Here is a 14,873-nt window from a genome sequence, read left to right as displayed (position 1 = left end):
CATTCAGGATTTAGAGGCAGGCCGTCTGAAAGCGGAGCGGAAATGATGATGCATTTTTGTTACGCCGTTTCCGGACGCTTGCTCAACTCGGCATAGTAGCCTTGTTTTTCCAATAATTCTTTATGGGTTCCTTCTTCAATGATGCGGCCGTCACTCATCACGATAATGCGGTCGGACTGCTCGATGGTGGTCAGGCGGTGGGCGACGATGATACTGGTCCGGCCGTGCATCAGGCGTTCCAATGCTTGCTGAACCAGCCGTTCGGATTCATTATCCAGCGCGCTGGTGGCTTCGTCGAGCAGCAGGATGGGTGCGTCTTTCAGGATGGCGCGTGCAATGGAAACACGCTGCCGTTGGCCGCCTGAAAGTTTGTGGCCGTTCGCGCCGATTTCCATATCCCACCCTTGCGGGTTTTGCCGGACAAAATCCCACAAGTTGGCGGCTTTCAGCGCGCGCTCCACCGAATCGGCATCGGCATTGGGACAACCGTAAAGCACGTTATTATACAGGGTATCGTCAAATAGAAATACATCTTGGGATACCAAGGCAAACTGTTTGCGCAGGCTTTCCAAGGTCAAATCGCCGATGTCGATGCCGTCAAGCGAGATGCGGCCGGATTCGGGCGTAATGAAGCGCGGCAATAGGTTGATGGCCGTGGTTTTCCCGCTGCCGGAACGGCCGACCAGGGCGACTTTTTTCCCCGGCCGGATATGGAGCGTGAAATCGTCCAAGGCTTTGTTTTCCTGCCCGGGATAACGCACATCGACGTGCTCGAAACGGATGCTGCCTTTTGTGGTCTCGATGGTTTGCGTACCGTTGTCGGCTTCATTTTCCGTATCGAGGAAGACATATACGTTGTCGGCGGCGATGAACATGGCCTGCATGGGAATCCCAATGTTAGACAAGTTTTTAATCGGGCTGACCATTTGCAGCATGGCAATGATAAAGGCCATGAACTCGCCGATGGTGGTCGCCCCGCTGCGGCTCTGCCACAAGGCAATGAAGATGACGACGGCTAATGCGGCTGAAGCAATGAACTCGCTGATGGGCGAACGGGCGGAGGAAGCCTGCGCGATTTTTTTGTTGATGCGGGTAATTTTTTGGTTTACCGCCGTGAAGCGGTCGAGAGCGTTTTGATAACCGCCGAACAATTTGACGATGCGGTGACCCTGATGCAGTTCGTTAATGACTGTAGTCAGCTCCGCCATGCTGGTTTGTGCGCCGATTTGCGGTTCTTTCAGGCGGTTTCGATAGTAGCGCGACAATCCCAGCAGCAACGGGAACATGACGACCACCACCAAGCTCAACTGCCAGTTGAGATACAGCAGGACACACACCAAACCGGCCACAATCAGGCTGTCCCGGGTAACGGTGATGAAAACATCGGAGGCATTGGAAATGGCGATATTGGCCTGAACCAAAAAACGGCTGGAAATGTTGCCCGAAGATTCGGCCTGCTGTTTTTCGGACGACAAGTGCAGCATTTTGTCGAACATGTCCTGCCGCAGGTGTTTAATCGCCTCTATGCCGACCCAGGAAAGCAGATAGCCGCTGGAAAAGCGGCCGATGCCGCGCAAGGCTACCAACACCAGCAGAAACAAAGGCACAGCCCAGATTTTCTGTTCCGTCCCCCAAATCAGGTAGTTCATTTTGTCTTTGAAGGCAATCAGTGCGCCGTACCAATGCGCCGCCTCGCCGGACACGGGTGCGGCCTGCGACGCGGCAAAACCCTGATTGACCAAAGGGGCGATAAAGGCGGCAAGGTAGCTTTCCGTAGCTGCCACCACCATAATGGCCAGCAAAGCCCAGACAATGCGGATTTTGTAGGGTGTGAGGTATTTCAGCAGCCGCATAAAATTGCGGGTGTCTTTTTTATTGAACAGGCTGAAGTTTGTTTGTTCTGTCATTGGTTTCCGATTTGGATGTGTTGCCTCGGTTTTATTTTTTCAGACAGCCTCCGAAGGCCGTCTGAAAATCGGCGCGACCGGATTCGGCGGCAAGGCGGATTATGCCACAAGTCGCCCTCTTCCGCCTTGGTGCGGCACGCTTCGCGCCTGCCGGTCAAACCCCGGCGGCATACTGCCGCAGCAGTTCGCGGAATTGTCCGCCGGTTTCGGGGTGTTTCAAACCGTAGGCGACGGTGGCTTCAAGATAGCCCAGTTTGCTGCCGCAGTCGTAGCGTTTGCCTTCAAAAGCATAGGCGAGGACGAACTCGTGGTCCAGCAGGCGGGCAATGCCGTCGGTCAGTTGGATTTCGTTGCCTGCGCCGCGCGGCAAATTGGTCAGAAGGTCGAAGATGCGCGGAGTCAGAATGTAGCGGCCGACAACGGCTAGGTTGGAGGGTGCTTCTTCGGGCTTCGGTTTTTCGACGATATTGGTAATCCGCTGGAAGTTTTTCAGTTTTTCCACTTCGACAATGCCGTAAGAGCCGGTTTGCGACGGATCGACGGTTTCCACACCCAGTACGCTGTTGCCGCTTTGATTGTAAACTTCAACCATCTGTTTCAGCGCACCTTTCGGCGCATCAATCAAATCGTCGGCAAGGATGACGGCGAACGGCTCGTCGCCCACCGCCGCGCGAGAACACAATACGGCGTGTCCCAAGCCCAATGCTTCGGTTTGACGGATGTAGAGGCAGGTGATGTTCAGCGGCAGGATGTCGCGGACGTGTTCCAACAGCTTGTCTTTATGGCGCATTTCCAATTCGGTTTCCAGCTCGTAGGCTTTGTCGAAATGGTCTTCGATGCTGCGTTTGTTGCGGCCGGTGATGAACACCATTTCCGTGCAGCCCGCTTCCACCGCTTCTTCCACTGCATATTGAATCAACGGCTTATCGACGATAGGCAGCATTTCTTTCGGGCTGGCCTTGGTGGCGGGCAGGAAGCGCGTACCCATGCCTGCAACGGGGAAAACGGCTTTTTTAATCGGTTTCATCACATTTCCTTTTTCAGACGGCCTTCTTGAAGCCGCCGATTCTACCTTCCGACAGGGCAGGCTTTCAACCGACAAAGGCCGTCTGAAAACCTGCTTTCAGACGGCCTCTATGATTGATCGGCTATTTATTCAGTTTATCCAACAGCTTGCCTAAAAGCCGTTGCAGCTCACGGTGGTCTTTTTCGCTGAAGCCCGCCCACAGGCCGCTGCGTTTTTCGTTCAACATCGGCTGTATCTGCTTGATGAGCTTTTCGCCTTCTTTGGTCAGGCTCAGCACGATTTGACGGCGGTCGTATTCGTTGATGCGGCGGGTTACCCATTTGTTGGCCACCATTTCGTCCGACAGGCGGGTGGCACTGGTGCGGGTCAGGTTCAGAATGTCGCTGAGGCGGGAAGGCATGATTTCCTGCTCGGGGCTGAGGTATACCGCCAACAGCGACAACCACATGTTTTCGTTGATGCCCGTGCCTTTCAGGCATTGGTTGAGGTTTTCGCTCATCGATTCGGCGGTCAGCCGCACAAGGCGTGCCGTCAGAGCTTCCTGCAAGGGGTATTCCGGCAGTTTTTCCGCCAACGAGGTTAATTGTTCGGTTACTTCGGTACGTGAAAAGTTCATACTGCTTCCATTCTTTCCGGTTGATTTCATTGCAGACGCAGCCTGCAATTAGTGGGAATCCGTATAGTAAACTGAGTAACTTGCAGCATGGCTGATTGTCGGATAATCGGTTATATCAATCGGTCAAACGGTTGTATTTTTCAGACGGCCTGCCTATTCCTCCCCCCTCTTTCCGCGTTTGGCGTTCAAACTCTGCCAAAGACATATTCATGCTTTCCAAACCGGGGGTCAGGATGCGCGAAACGGCCTCTCCCACGGCATCCTGCGTGGTACGGGCGGGACGGTAGACGAAGAGTTTGAACAGTTCGCCCAACCCGATATGCTCGGCATTGGTTTTCAGCACCCAGCCGTGCTGCCCTTGGTAAACATAGCCGTGCCGCGCCAGCTTTTCCAAAAGGTCGCCCAATTCGTCGTAGCCCATATTGATGCGGCTGCGGAAATCCTGAACACACAGGGTCAGGCCGTCGTTTTGCGCCCGATAGAGCATCAGCAGGATTTTCAATACGTCGTCGAAACGGCCGTGCGCGCCGAACGAGCGGCGGAATGCGTCGTCCTGCCAATAGGAAAGCGAAGCGGTCAGCACCGCACCGGTGAGCAGCAGCATCCACAGCAGGTTCAGCCAGATGAGGAATACGGGGATGGCGGCAAATGCGCCGTAAATCAATGTATAGCTGTTGAACGTGCCGACATACCAGCCAAACCCGCGCTGCGCCAAATCGAGCAGCACGGCGGTCAGTGCGGCACCAATCAGCGCGTGGCGGGCAGGCACATAGCGGTTGGGCACTACGCGGTACAGCAGCCACAGCGCGGCGGCGTTCATCACCAGCCCGCCGACCGTTTTGATGGCCTCTGAAAGCAGCGTATCTTGATTCGCCCATGCCTGATGCCGCAGCAGCAGTTCCCACACCGACAAGCCCGCACCAATGGCCAACGGAGCAAAAGTCAGCAGCATCCAGTACACCAAAAACTGCGTCCACAGCGGACGGCGGTCCTGCGCACGCCAAATGCGGTTGAAGGTTTGGTCTATCGTACGGATCAGCATCACGGCGGTAACACCGAGGAACACGATACCAATGGCGGTCAGATTGCCGGCGTTGTTTTGAAAAGTCGCCAGATAACCGCGCACCGCATCCGCACCCTTCGGCACCAGATAACCGTCTATCAGCTCAATGACCGACGACGACAGATCATTGAATACCGGAAAGGCCGACAAAATAACGATGGCAATAGTAAGTACCGGAACCAGGGCCAATAGCGTAGTGAACGTCAGACTGGCCGACACCTGCGGCACGTCCACCTCGTTAAAGCGTTGGTAAAGAAAGCGGGCAAACCCGAACAGACGCGATTCGCGCACGGCTTGCCAAGATGGTAGTTTCAGCATATTCTGCCTTTATCTCCTATTTTCAGACGGCCTCCAAAGCACACGGAGGCCGTCTGAAAACCAATTTTTCAACATTAACCAAACATTTCTTTAATTATTCTAACGGAAAGCCGCCATGAACCCAACTCCCCTCCCCCTGCTGGTTTTGTACTATTCGCAAAACGGCGGCACGCAAAACCTCGCCCGCCACATTGCACGTGGCATCGACAGCGTTGCCGGTTGCGAAGCCGTCGTCCGCACCGTACCGAAAGTCTCCGCCGTCTGCGAAGCGGTGGAAAACGACATCCCCGACGACGGCGCGCCTTACTGCACGCCCGAAGAACTGAAAAACTGCGCCGGACTGGCCTTGGGCAGCCCCGTCCGCTTCGGCAACATGGCGGCGGCCGTCAAATACTTCCTCGACGGCACCATCCCGCACTGGCTTTCCGGCCACCTGATCGGCAAACCCGCTACCGCCTTCACCAGCGGCGCCAGCCTGCACGGCGGGCAGGAATCCACTCTGCTGAGCATGATGCTGCCGCTGCTGCACCACGGCATGATTATCTCCGGCATCCCGTTCTCCGAAGCCGCCCTCAACGAAACCCGCAGCGGCGGCACGCCCTACGGCGCAAGCCATGTCGCCGGACACGACGGCAACCCCGCCCTGACCGCCGAAGAAGAAACGCTGGCCTTCGCGCAAGGCCAACGGCTGGCCCGGCTGGCACTGCAACTCAACCGCCCGTAACCCATCACCAACAAACAGGCCGTCTGAAAAACCGTCCGCAAGGTTTTCAGACGGCCTTTCGCATCCTGTCGCAGAAGCCGTCTGAAAGCACGGCTGAAAAACAACCGACGCGCTTCCTTCCGTTTTTCTGATGGCCTCCATCAAAATTTCGAATTACACCCGTTTACACAAACTTACTATACTGCCTGCCAACGGCCGTCTGAAAGCCGTTACAAGAATCAATACGTATGAACTACGACGGAGAAACTCCATGAGCAACACAAACGAAAAAAGCTATGCGGAACTGCACCGTCCCGCCTCGTCGTTCGACAACCGCGATGCCTACCTCGAACACGAACTGGAAATCCTGAATCCCAAACGCTGGAAAATCAACCTACCCCTGCGCGACTACCGCTTCGAATGGGAAGACCTCATCCCCGCGATGGCCGGTACCATAGGCAAAGTCGTGATGGTGGGCGCGGTGGCGGCGGCCTTTGCCGTCCCCTTGGGTCTGCCCGACGGCTTCGTCCTTGAAAACGTGCGCTACGAACTGCTGATTGCCTCGTTCTTCATCCTGCTGCTGTCCGGCTTCTTCCTGCCCACGGCCAACCTGCCCGGCACGCACGGCCCGCTCATCCCGCTTATCCCCATCGTGGTCGCCGCCGGCGGCCACCCGCTGGCCTTCGGCATCCTGATTGCCGTATTCGGCTTCATACTCGGCATTTCCAAAGGCGGCAGCCTGATGGCCAAACTGACGGGCAACGGCGTCTGTGGCGGCCTGCTGCTCTACCTCGGCTTCATCGGCACCACAGGACAGGTGAAACAGCTCTTCGAATGGGCGGGCAGTTTCAACATATCGCATATCGCCTTCATCATCATTCTCGGCACCATCATCCTCTACGCCCTGCTGGAACACTGGCAGAAACGCTGGCTGGCCGTACCTTTGGGCTGCCTGCTGGCAGGCGTAACCGCCTACATCCTCGGCGCACCCTTCGCCTTCAAAACCGCCCCCGGCCTGCCGCCGCTCTCCCCGAACTACTGGTGGGGCGAAAACACCGGCTGGATGCTCGGCTGGCCGACCCTCGACAGCTTCCTGGTCGTCTTCCCCTTCGCCGTACTGGCCGTAGCCATGTGGTCGCCCGACTTCCTCGGCCATCAGGTTTTCCAAAAACTGAGCTACCCTGAAAAAGCCGAACGCGCACACATGGACATCGACGACACCATGGTCAGCTGTGCCGCACGCCAGGCCGCAGGTTCACTTTTGGGCGGCGCGAACTTCACCTCATCATGGGGCACTTACATCATCCCCGCCTCCGTAGCCAAACGTCCTATCCCCGCAGGCGCGGTCCTAACCGGCATTTTCTGCATCATTGCCAGTATTTGGGGCTATCCGATGGACTTGGCGATATGGAAACCTGTATTGAGCGTGGCCCTGATTGTCGGCGTATACGTCCCGCTGCTTGAAGCAGGCATGGAAATGACGCGCAAAGGCAAAACCACCCAATCTGCCGCCATCGTCGTTTTCTCGTCCGCACTGGTCAATCCCGTTTTCGGCTGGTCGCTGACCATGCTGCTCGACAACCTCGGCCTCATCGGCTGTAAAGCGCGCAGCGCGGAGTTGGGCTTTATCGGACGCGTCGTTGTCCCAACTGTCGGCTTCGTCGTCCTCTGCCTGGCCATGGGCGCGGTCGGTATGTTCCCGGGCATCCCCGCCTTCCTGCCGCATTTCCAAAAAATGTAGCAGCAGGCCAAAAATAAAAAGGCCGTCTGAAAAGCATATTATCGGCTTTTCAGACGGCCTCCCTTATCTTTACCCGACTCCAACCGGTTGCTTCAAACACACCCCGTCCCGCTGCGGAAAATCCCGCGACAGGCACAACAAGCCGACACAATGCCGCTGTGGCGCAAAACGCAACGCCCCTGCCCGACGGCAAACCGCCTGATGCCCGCCAACCGCTTCCTTTGCTATAATCCCGCCACTTTTCACCCGCCCGACAGGCCGCCTGAAACCATGACTGCCGATTTCCGCCTCCGCTTTTCCATCCAAAGCTGGCACGCCGCCTCCACCTGCCTGCACACGGGCGAAGACTGGGCCGCGTGGGCATCCGGCCGCTTGAACGCCACCGATTTGCCCGACACGCCACCGAAGGTGGATTTCCTGCCCGCCATGCAGCGGCGGCGGCTCGGCCTCTCGGCGCGGCTGCTGTTTGCGGCGGCGCATCCGCTCTTGGCGGAAGGCGAATCCTGCCCGCTGGTACTCGCCTCGCACGACGGCGAAATCAACCGCAGCTTCGACTTATGGGCTACCCTCCTGCGCGATAACGAAGTTTCCCCCACTTCCTTCGGCCTTTCCGTGCACAACGCCCTCGCCGGACAGTGGTCGATGCTGCGCGGCGACATGAGCGAATACACCGCACTTTCAGCGCGGCAGGACGGTTTGGAAACAGCCGTGCTCGAAGCCGCCGGTTTACTGGCCGATGGTGCAGAACGCGTGTTAGTGCTGGTAGCGGACGAACCCTTGCAGGCACAATATCCCGCCGCACCGGCCGAACGCGCGCCCTTCTCCCACGCGCTCGCCCTGCTGCTCACCGCCGGCGAAGAATGGGAACTTTCCCCCGCCGCACCCGATGGCGGCACGGCAAACTGCGGCTATTGGGGCGCGCTCGAATGGCTGCGGCAACAGCATTCAGACGGCCGCCAGTGGATAAACCGTTATGCAGACAAGGCTTGGCAATGGCAGCACCTTACCCCCTGACTGCCCGCTTAAACCGCCTGTGGCGATTGCTGGCCACCGGGATGGGCTTCGTGTTTTTTGGCGTGTTCGGCGTGCTGATGCGAATAGTGTTGATGCCCTGGCTGATGCGCCGCTCGCCCACGTTGGCGCAGCAAAAGCAGGCGCGGCGCATGGTTACGCGCACTTGGCTGTGGTTCAGCTATTATTTGATGCGCTCCGGCATTTTGCGCGCGGAATTTGAAGGCTTCGAGCGGCTCGGCCGCCCCGGCCAGCTGATTTTGGCCAACCATCCCTCGCTGCTCGATGTGGTGTTCCTGCTTGGCCGCGTGCCCGAAGCCAACTGTATCGTGAAAGCCGATTTGCAGCGCAATCTGGCCATGGCCGGGCAAATCCGCGCCTGCGGCTACCTGCCCAATCAGGAAGATTTGGATTTTATCGACGCAGTGCACGAAGTTTTACAGCAGCAATGCCTGTTGGTATTTCCCGAAGGCACACGCACCGGCTGGGACGGCGTGGTGAAATTTCATCGCGGCGCAGTGTCGATCGGCCTCAGAAGCGCGCAGGTCATCACCCCCGTGGTGATTAAAATGCAGCCGCCGAACTTCAAAAAAGGCCAGCCGTGGTACAAAATCCCGCTGCAAAAACCGGCCTACCGCTTTATCGTCGGCGACGACATCAACCCGCAGGACTGGTTAAACAAGCACCCCCTGCCCATTGCCGCCCGCCGCCTCAACGACCACCTGCAACAATACTTCAATGAAAGAAGCCAACAAAATGACTGATTTAAAACAAGAAATCAAACAACTAATTATCGACAGCCTCGGCTTGGAAGACCTCACGCCCGCCGACATCGGCGATGAAGAAGCCCTGTTCGGCGACAGCGGCCTCGGCCTCGATTCCGTAGACGCACTCGAACTCGGCCTGGCCGTGCAAAAACACTTCGGCTTCCAGCTCGACGGCGAAAGCCAGGAGCTGCGCGACAGCTTCGCCAATGTGTCCACACTGGCCGCCTTCGTGCAGAAACAACGCAGCTAAACCAAGCACTTCTTTTCCCTCAGGCATTGTCTTGCAAGGGAAAAGAATCGATTTTACAAACAGCTTATAGAAAGGCCGTCTGAAAACCCCAGCTTCGGCACAGCCAAAACACAGGCCAGCCCCCCAAATCCGGCAAACCGACCACATCCCATCATGCAAAGGACCATCCCATGACCGAAACCGAAATCCGCGCCTTCCTGTTCGACATACTGGAAAACATGTTTGAAATCGACACCGGCAACGTAACCGGCAGCACCAACCTCTACGAAGACCTCGAAATCGACAGCATCGACGCCATCGATCTGCTCGACCAAATCAAACGCCAAACCGGCTACAAACTCCAAGCCGAGGACTTCCGTAACGTCCGCACCATCGACGACATCATTGCCGCCGTATCCAAGCTCTACCAAGACGCCAAGCCCGAAGCGTGAAAACCGCCGCCAAAATCCTGCTCGGCATCTTGAGCGTACTCTACCCCCTGCTGTGGTATTACGGCCGCGAGCAGGGCTGGTTTTATCCGCTGGCCGGCTTCATGCTCCTACTTTGGCTCGCCCGCGCCGCCATGCAGCGCGATTCCGGCCAGCGGCGCGTTTCCTTGCTTGTGGCCGCCTTTTTCGCCGCCATCCTCCTTTTCAGACGGCCTGACAGCATGTATTGGTATCCCGTATGGGTAAACAGCCTGCTGTTGCTGCTGTTCGGCCTCAGCCTCACGCAAAAACAAAGCCTGATCGAACGCCTCGCCCGCCTGCAACACCCCGAACTGCCGCCCGAAGGCGTGGCCTACACCCGCCGCGTTACCCAAATCTGGTGCGGCTTTTTTGCCCTCAACGGCAGCCTCGCCGCCCTCCTCGTGCTGCTCGAACAATACCGCTGGTGGGCACTCTACACCGGCATCATCGCCTACATCCTGATGGGCATCCTGATGGGCGGCGAATTCGCCTACCGCAAATGGGTATTAAAGCTGAATCCGAAAACTTCGGACAAACGTCATACCGACTAAACGAAGTCATACAATAAGCGTCTCTTCGCATCCCGCCAGTTGCCAAACCCCTGCCAAACCGGCACGGCAGACACTTCCTGCGGCCACACCGCCGTACACACCCATTCCCCGTCCAGCAAAAACACAACGCCCCGCCACAACTTCCCAGCCGCACAAAGCCGCCAGCCATCCGCCCCGCCGTCCCGCCTCAAACCCACTTGGGGCAAATCGGCCAAGGCCTGCCCCGTGGCTTTAATCAGAGCCTCTTTCAGCGTCCACAGCGCATAACGGTCGGACAATTCGGAATGCCCTTGCAGCCAGCGCGCCTCATCTTCATGCAGCACCCAATCCGGCCAGGCATCGAAACGGCGTTCCCGCAGCCGCTCCAAATCCACGCCCACGGCAAAATCGGCAGACGGCACGGCCAATACGGCATGGCCACCACTGTGGCTGAGGCTGAAGAGGCCGTCTGAAAACACACCTGCCCGCCGCTTGAGAAAACGGCTGACCCGCCAGCCGATTTGCGCGGCGCACGCGGGATGGTGCAACAGACGGATACGGTCGGCCTCGTCCAGCCATTCGGGACGGTAATATTCGGCACAGTCGGGCGCGGCCAGATAGAAGCGGATGTTGTATTCGTCAGATGGGTGGGTAGGCATTTCCTGGGTTTTCAAATATACTGTTAAATTAAGTGAAACTGCTGGATTATAGTGGGTTAAACACACCATATTCGGGGTGGTTCAAGATGAATTTGTTTTTTCCAACCGATAAAGGGAGCAAATATGAAATCTCGCAATATGATGCTGGCGGCCGCGATTGTAGCCGCTTTCGGCCTGGCCGGCTGCAACAGCAACCGCACGCCGGACAACGGCGGTGCAGATTCACACCGCACCGAAACCCGCGCTACCGGCGGCAATACGAAAACCACCGGCCGCGTGTGCCAACTGCTGCAAGACGACAATCCGAACCGCGGCGGCCGCAAAGTGGTATACCGCTGCAACGGCCGTGCCGTGCTGGCTTCCGATGAAGCCAAACGCCTGCTGAACCCGAGCGTGCCGGTCAGCTTCGGCAGCGGCGGAAGTGTGGTGCAGTCCAACCTCATCACCCGCCAAGCCGCCAACGCCACCGGAAAATCAGACGAAGCCGCCTGCGAACGCGCCTTCATCAATGCCGCACACAAATTCCAAGCGACCGCCCAAAGCCGCAATGCCAACCGCGTCAGCAATTTCCACAGTTACTACAACCGCAAAATCCTGCGCGGCGGACAGTACGACTGCGAAGTCGGCACCTTCCACGCCCGCGTCGTGATGCGCGGCGACATTGCCCGCTAATTGACCTATCGCTTCATCAAGGCCGCCTGAAACTGCCTCCCGCATTTTTCAGGTAGCCTTTTCCCCCTTTTGTTAAAATCCCGTTTTTCCACCGTTTTCCACCCAATCATGAAACTCCTCGCCGTTATCCCCCACTACCGACATCTCGGCACGCTGCCGCAGGTGGTTGCCGCCCTGCGAGATTGCGGCCTGCCCGTTTTGGTGGTGGACGACGGCTCGGGCGAAGACTGCCGTGCCGGTTTGGAGGCCTTGCGTGAAGAAGGCGTTCAAGTAGCCTTCCGCCCGGTGAACGGCGGCAAGGGCAGTGCAATGAAATGGGGTTTCAAACTGGCGGCGGAGCAAGGTTTCAGCCACATTTTGCAGATTGATGCCGACGCGCAGCACAGCTTTGCCGACATCCCGCGCTTTATTGAAACTGCGCAATCTCAGCCGCAGGCCGTGGTATGCGGGCGGCCGGTGTACGGCGGCGACGTGCCCAAATCGCGGCTCTACGGCCGCAAAATCACTGATTTTTGGAACGTACTGCACACTTGGTCGTTCGACATCAAAGACGGCATGTGCGGCTTCCGCGTTTATCCGCTGGATGCCGTCCTGCCCATCCAATACGGCGGTGCCGTCATCGGCGAGCGCATGGATTTCGACAACGAAATCCTCATCCGCCTGCATTGGGCGGGTACGCCTTTCATCTGGCTGGACACACCCGTGCGCTACGAAGCAGGCGGCGTGTCGCACTTCAACCTGCGCCGCGACAACCTGCTCATCAGCAAAATGCACGCCCGCCTGTTTTGCGGCATGGTTGCCCGCCGCTTTGGCCGCCTGTTCAGACGGCCTCAAACGGCACCAACCGAACAGGCGCATTGGTCGGCACAGCGCGAACGCGGCCACCGCCTATTCCTCAAGATTACCGAATGGCTGGTGTGCTACCTGCCCCTGTGGCCGGTGCACGGCATTGCCGCACTCGTTGCCGCCTATTTTTATCTCACCTCTACCGCCCAACGCCGCAGCGTGCGCCAATATCAGGACTACCTGAAAAACAATTTTCCCGCCGCACCGCTGCCCGCGCGTTTCCCCGTATATCGCCAGTTCGCCGCCTTTGGCCAAGCCGTGGCCGACCGCTTCGCCGTGTGGCAGCATAAAATCACCGTGCCCGACCTCGTGGTGGAAGACCCCGACAACCTGTATGCCGATATAGACAACCACAACGCACGCGGCCAAATCATCATCTGCTCGCATCTGGGCAACATCGAAGTGTGCCGCGCCCTCGTCTCCCACCATCAAGGCTTCAAACTCAACGTGCTCGTGCACAACGCCCATGCCGAAGATTTCAACCGCGCCCTCAAAGCCGTCGGTGCCAGCGATTTGCAGCTGATTCAGGTAGCCGACCTCGACGCGGCCAAAATGCTCCAACTCTCGCAAAAACTCGATGCCGGAGAATGGCTCGCCATCGCCGCCGACCGCACCCCCGTGCGCGGCAACAAAACCGTGCCCGTGCAATTCCTCGGCCACACCGCCCATCTGCCGCAAGGCCCCTGGCTGCTCGCCGGCCTCTTGCGCGCGCCCACCAACACCGTGTTCGTGTTAAAAGAGCAAGGCCGTTATCATTTATGCCTGAAGCGTTTTCAGACGGCCCCAAGCTGGACAGCCGCCACGCGCAAACAAATGATTGAAAACATGGCACAACATTATGCCGACGTTTTGGCCGCCCACGCCGCCCGCACGCCGCTGCAATGGTTCAACTTCTACGACTTCTGGAGCAACACCCCACATGGCTAAACACATCTACTGCCGCCACCACACCGAAATAGAAGTCCCCTTTTTCGACGTAGACGTGATGCAGATCGTCTGGCACGGCCACTATGTCAAATACCTCGAAATCGCCCGCTGCGCCTTCCTTGACGAAGTCGGCTACAACTACACCGTCATGCTCGAACAAGGCCACGCCTGGCCCGTGGTGAAGCTCGACCTCAAATACGTCCGCCCGGCCCGCTTCGGCCAGAAAATCCGCGTAGAGATGGCCGTAACCGAATACGAAAGCTGCCTGCGCATCGACTACATCCTGCGCGACGCAGAAAGCGGCACCAAACTCACCCAAGCCCACACCACCCAAGTCGTCCAACGCCTCGATAACGGCGAAATGCAGTTCCAAACCCCCAAAAACTGGCAAAAAGCCGTACGGCAGTTTAAAGGGTTCACACCTTTGGCAAACGGCTGAGATAAGAGGCCGTCTGAAAGATAACCGGCCTCCGTTGCAGGCTTCATCCGTCAGGAAAAGAAACGGCATAAATAATAAAACGGCAAACCCAAGCCCTGCCCGCCCGCCAATTGAAAGGCCGTCTGAAAGGCTGCCAAGAACCCTGCAACCTTCCCGCATCACGCCCTTTCACCATAAATCCACTATACTATGCCCTCTCCCAACTCCCCCGCCTCCCCCTGACAACATGAAAAAACTCCTTATCAGCCTCCTCCTTTCCCTGACAACCCTACCCGCGCTTGCCTTCAGCACCGCCGAACTTGCCGCACAGCTTCAAGCACCGCAAAGCGTACAAGGCGGGTTTACCCAGCAGCGTTTTTTACGCTCAATGGACAAACCCGTACAAACCGGCGGCCACTTCGCCCTGCGCCCCGGCCACGGCCTGTTTTGGCATCTGCAAAAACCGTTTGACATGAAACTGCGCGTCCGCCGCGACGGAATCAGCCGCCAAGACGCGCAAGGACAGTGGCGCGCCAACGGCAGCCAAACCGCACAGGCCGCACAAGTAAAACTTTTCATGGCCGTACTCGGCGGCGACACCGCCGAATTGCAACGCCACTTCGACCTCGCCCTTTCTGGCGATGCCCGGCAATGGCAGCTCACCCTTACCCCGAAAACCGCCGTCATGCGGCAAGTATTCAACAAAATCGTCATCAGCGGCGGCCAGCTGGTGCAGAAAGTAGAGCTGGACGAAAAACAGGGCGACCGTACCGTGATGCAGTTCAACCAACTGCAAACCAACCGCCCACTCTCCCTTGCCGCCCGTCAGGCTTTGGGGGAATAAACCGTAAAACCCGCTATGCAGGCTTCGCCTGACTGCATTTTCAGACGGCCTTAACGGCCGTCTGAAACCGTTGGAAATAGAGAAAATATAGTGGGAGACCTTTGCAAAATTCCTTTTCCTCAGCA

General features: G+C 57.7%; 16 protein-coding genes and 1 pseudogene. 12 read left to right on the top strand and 5 right to left on the bottom strand.

The window, feature by feature from the left end; translation table 11 throughout:
- Positions 1 to 59: 59 nt before the first annotated feature.
- The 4 genes from msbA to HMPREF3107_RS03105 form a co-directional block, all read right to left on the bottom strand.
- The gene (gene msbA / locus HMPREF3107_RS03120; protein WP_070453331.1) at positions 60 to 1,907 is read right to left on the bottom strand and encodes a lipid A export permease/ATP-binding protein MsbA; all 1,848 of its coding nucleotides are present in this window, start codon (positions 1,905 to 1,907) and stop codon (positions 60 to 62) included.
- Between the two features lie 154 nt (positions 1,908 to 2,061).
- Entirely contained in the window at positions 2,062 to 2,934 is an 873-nt protein-coding gene (gene galU, locus HMPREF3107_RS03115) for a UTP--glucose-1-phosphate uridylyltransferase GalU (protein WP_070453328.1), read from the bottom strand.
- A 121-nt stretch (positions 2,935 to 3,055) separates the two neighbouring features.
- Positions 3,056 to 3,550, bottom strand: a complete 495-nt coding sequence (locus HMPREF3107_RS03110) for a MarR family transcriptional regulator (protein WP_070453325.1) — start codon at positions 3,548 to 3,550, stop codon at positions 3,056 to 3,058.
- Between the two features lie 115 nt (positions 3,551 to 3,665).
- Entirely contained in the window at positions 3,666 to 4,931 is a 1,266-nt protein-coding gene (locus HMPREF3107_RS03105; protein WP_070453322.1) for a YihY family inner membrane protein, read from the bottom strand.
- 115 nt (positions 4,932 to 5,046) lie between these two features.
- Here HMPREF3107_RS03105 and wrbA point away from each other — a divergent pair, with 115 nt between their 5' ends.
- The 7 genes from wrbA to HMPREF3107_RS03070 all read left to right on the top strand — a co-directional run bounded on the left by wrbA (position 5,047) and on the right by HMPREF3107_RS03070 (position 10,403).
- Positions 5,047 to 5,655 (top strand): NAD(P)H:quinone oxidoreductase, encoded by a 609-nt coding sequence (gene wrbA, locus HMPREF3107_RS03100; RefSeq protein WP_070453319.1) that lies wholly within the window; start codon positions 5,047 to 5,049, stop codon positions 5,653 to 5,655.
- A 250-nt stretch (positions 5,656 to 5,905) separates the two neighbouring features.
- On the top strand, positions 5,906 to 7,375 hold the full coding sequence (locus tag HMPREF3107_RS03095) for a DUF3360 family protein (protein ID WP_070453316.1): 1,470 nt from the start codon (positions 5,906 to 5,908) through the stop codon (positions 7,373 to 7,375).
- A gap of 270 nt (positions 7,376 to 7,645) precedes the next feature.
- The gene (locus HMPREF3107_RS03090; protein ID WP_070453614.1) at positions 7,646 to 8,389 is read left to right on the top strand and encodes a beta-ketoacyl synthase chain length factor; all 744 of its coding nucleotides are present in this window, start codon (positions 7,646 to 7,648) and stop codon (positions 8,387 to 8,389) included.
- Positions 8,368 to 9,150 carry a lysophospholipid acyltransferase family protein gene (locus tag HMPREF3107_RS03085; RefSeq protein ID WP_070453313.1) on the top strand — a complete coding sequence of 261 codons (783 nt, stop codon included), beginning with the start codon at positions 8,368 to 8,370 and terminating at the stop codon, positions 9,148 to 9,150. The genes HMPREF3107_RS03090 and HMPREF3107_RS03085 overlap by 22 nt, the downstream gene beginning before the upstream one ends.
- Positions 9,143 to 9,403: a phosphopantetheine-binding protein gene (locus HMPREF3107_RS03080; protein ID WP_070453611.1), complete on the top strand. Its 261-nt coding sequence runs from the start codon at positions 9,143 to 9,145 to the stop codon at positions 9,401 to 9,403. The genes HMPREF3107_RS03085 and HMPREF3107_RS03080 overlap by 8 nt, the downstream gene beginning before the upstream one ends.
- 170 nt (positions 9,404 to 9,573) lie before the next feature.
- The gene (locus HMPREF3107_RS03075; protein ID WP_049248137.1) at positions 9,574 to 9,834 is read left to right on the top strand and encodes an acyl carrier protein; all 261 of its coding nucleotides are present in this window, start codon (positions 9,574 to 9,576) and stop codon (positions 9,832 to 9,834) included.
- A complete protein-coding gene (locus HMPREF3107_RS03070; RefSeq protein WP_070453309.1) occupies positions 9,831 to 10,403 on the top strand; it encodes a COG4648 family protein in 573 nt (190 codons plus the stop codon). Before HMPREF3107_RS03075 ends, HMPREF3107_RS03070 begins: the two co-directional genes overlap by 4 nt.
- Here the strand turns inward: HMPREF3107_RS03070 and HMPREF3107_RS03065 are convergent.
- Entirely contained in the window at positions 10,400 to 11,041 is a 642-nt protein-coding gene (locus HMPREF3107_RS03065; protein ID WP_070453306.1) for a 4'-phosphopantetheinyl transferase family protein, read from the bottom strand. The genes HMPREF3107_RS03070 and HMPREF3107_RS03065 overlap by 4 nt on opposite strands.
- Before the next feature lie 123 nt (positions 11,042 to 11,164).
- Between HMPREF3107_RS03065 and HMPREF3107_RS03060 the strand changes: the two genes are divergently transcribed.
- From HMPREF3107_RS03060 to HMPREF3107_RS03045, 5 genes and pseudogenes are all read left to right on the top strand, one after another.
- Positions 11,165 to 11,713 (top strand): hypothetical protein, encoded by a 549-nt coding sequence (locus HMPREF3107_RS03060; RefSeq protein ID WP_070453302.1) that lies wholly within the window; start codon positions 11,165 to 11,167, stop codon positions 11,711 to 11,713.
- A gap of 108 nt (positions 11,714 to 11,821) precedes the next feature.
- A pseudogene (locus tag HMPREF3107_RS12520) lies at positions 11,822 to 12,235 on the top strand (glycosyltransferase family 2 protein); the annotation flags it as partial.
- Positions 12,236 to 12,343: 108 nt separating this feature from the next.
- Positions 12,344 to 13,486 carry an LpxL/LpxP family acyltransferase gene (locus HMPREF3107_RS11345; protein WP_246828584.1) on the top strand — a complete coding sequence of 381 codons (1,143 nt, stop codon included), beginning with the start codon at positions 12,344 to 12,346 and terminating at the stop codon, positions 13,484 to 13,486.
- Complete coding sequence (locus tag HMPREF3107_RS03050) at positions 13,479 to 13,925, top strand: acyl-CoA thioesterase (RefSeq protein ID WP_070453299.1); 447 nt, start codon at positions 13,479 to 13,481, stop codon at positions 13,923 to 13,925. Before HMPREF3107_RS11345 ends, HMPREF3107_RS03050 begins: the two co-directional genes overlap by 8 nt.
- A gap of 226 nt (positions 13,926 to 14,151) precedes the next feature.
- Positions 14,152 to 14,748, top strand: coding sequence for a LolA family protein (locus HMPREF3107_RS03045; RefSeq protein WP_070453296.1), 597 nt, complete (start codon positions 14,152 to 14,154; stop codon positions 14,746 to 14,748).
- The last annotated feature ends 125 nt before the right edge of the window (positions 14,749 to 14,873 follow it).

It is taken from the genome of Neisseria sp. HMSC31F04 (assembly GCF_001807735.1).
Lineage (GTDB): Bacteria > Pseudomonadota > Gammaproteobacteria > Burkholderiales > Neisseriaceae > Neisseria > Neisseria elongata.
Note: the sequence above shows the minus strand (reverse complement) of the source record. Positions and strands in the feature narration are given on the sequence as shown.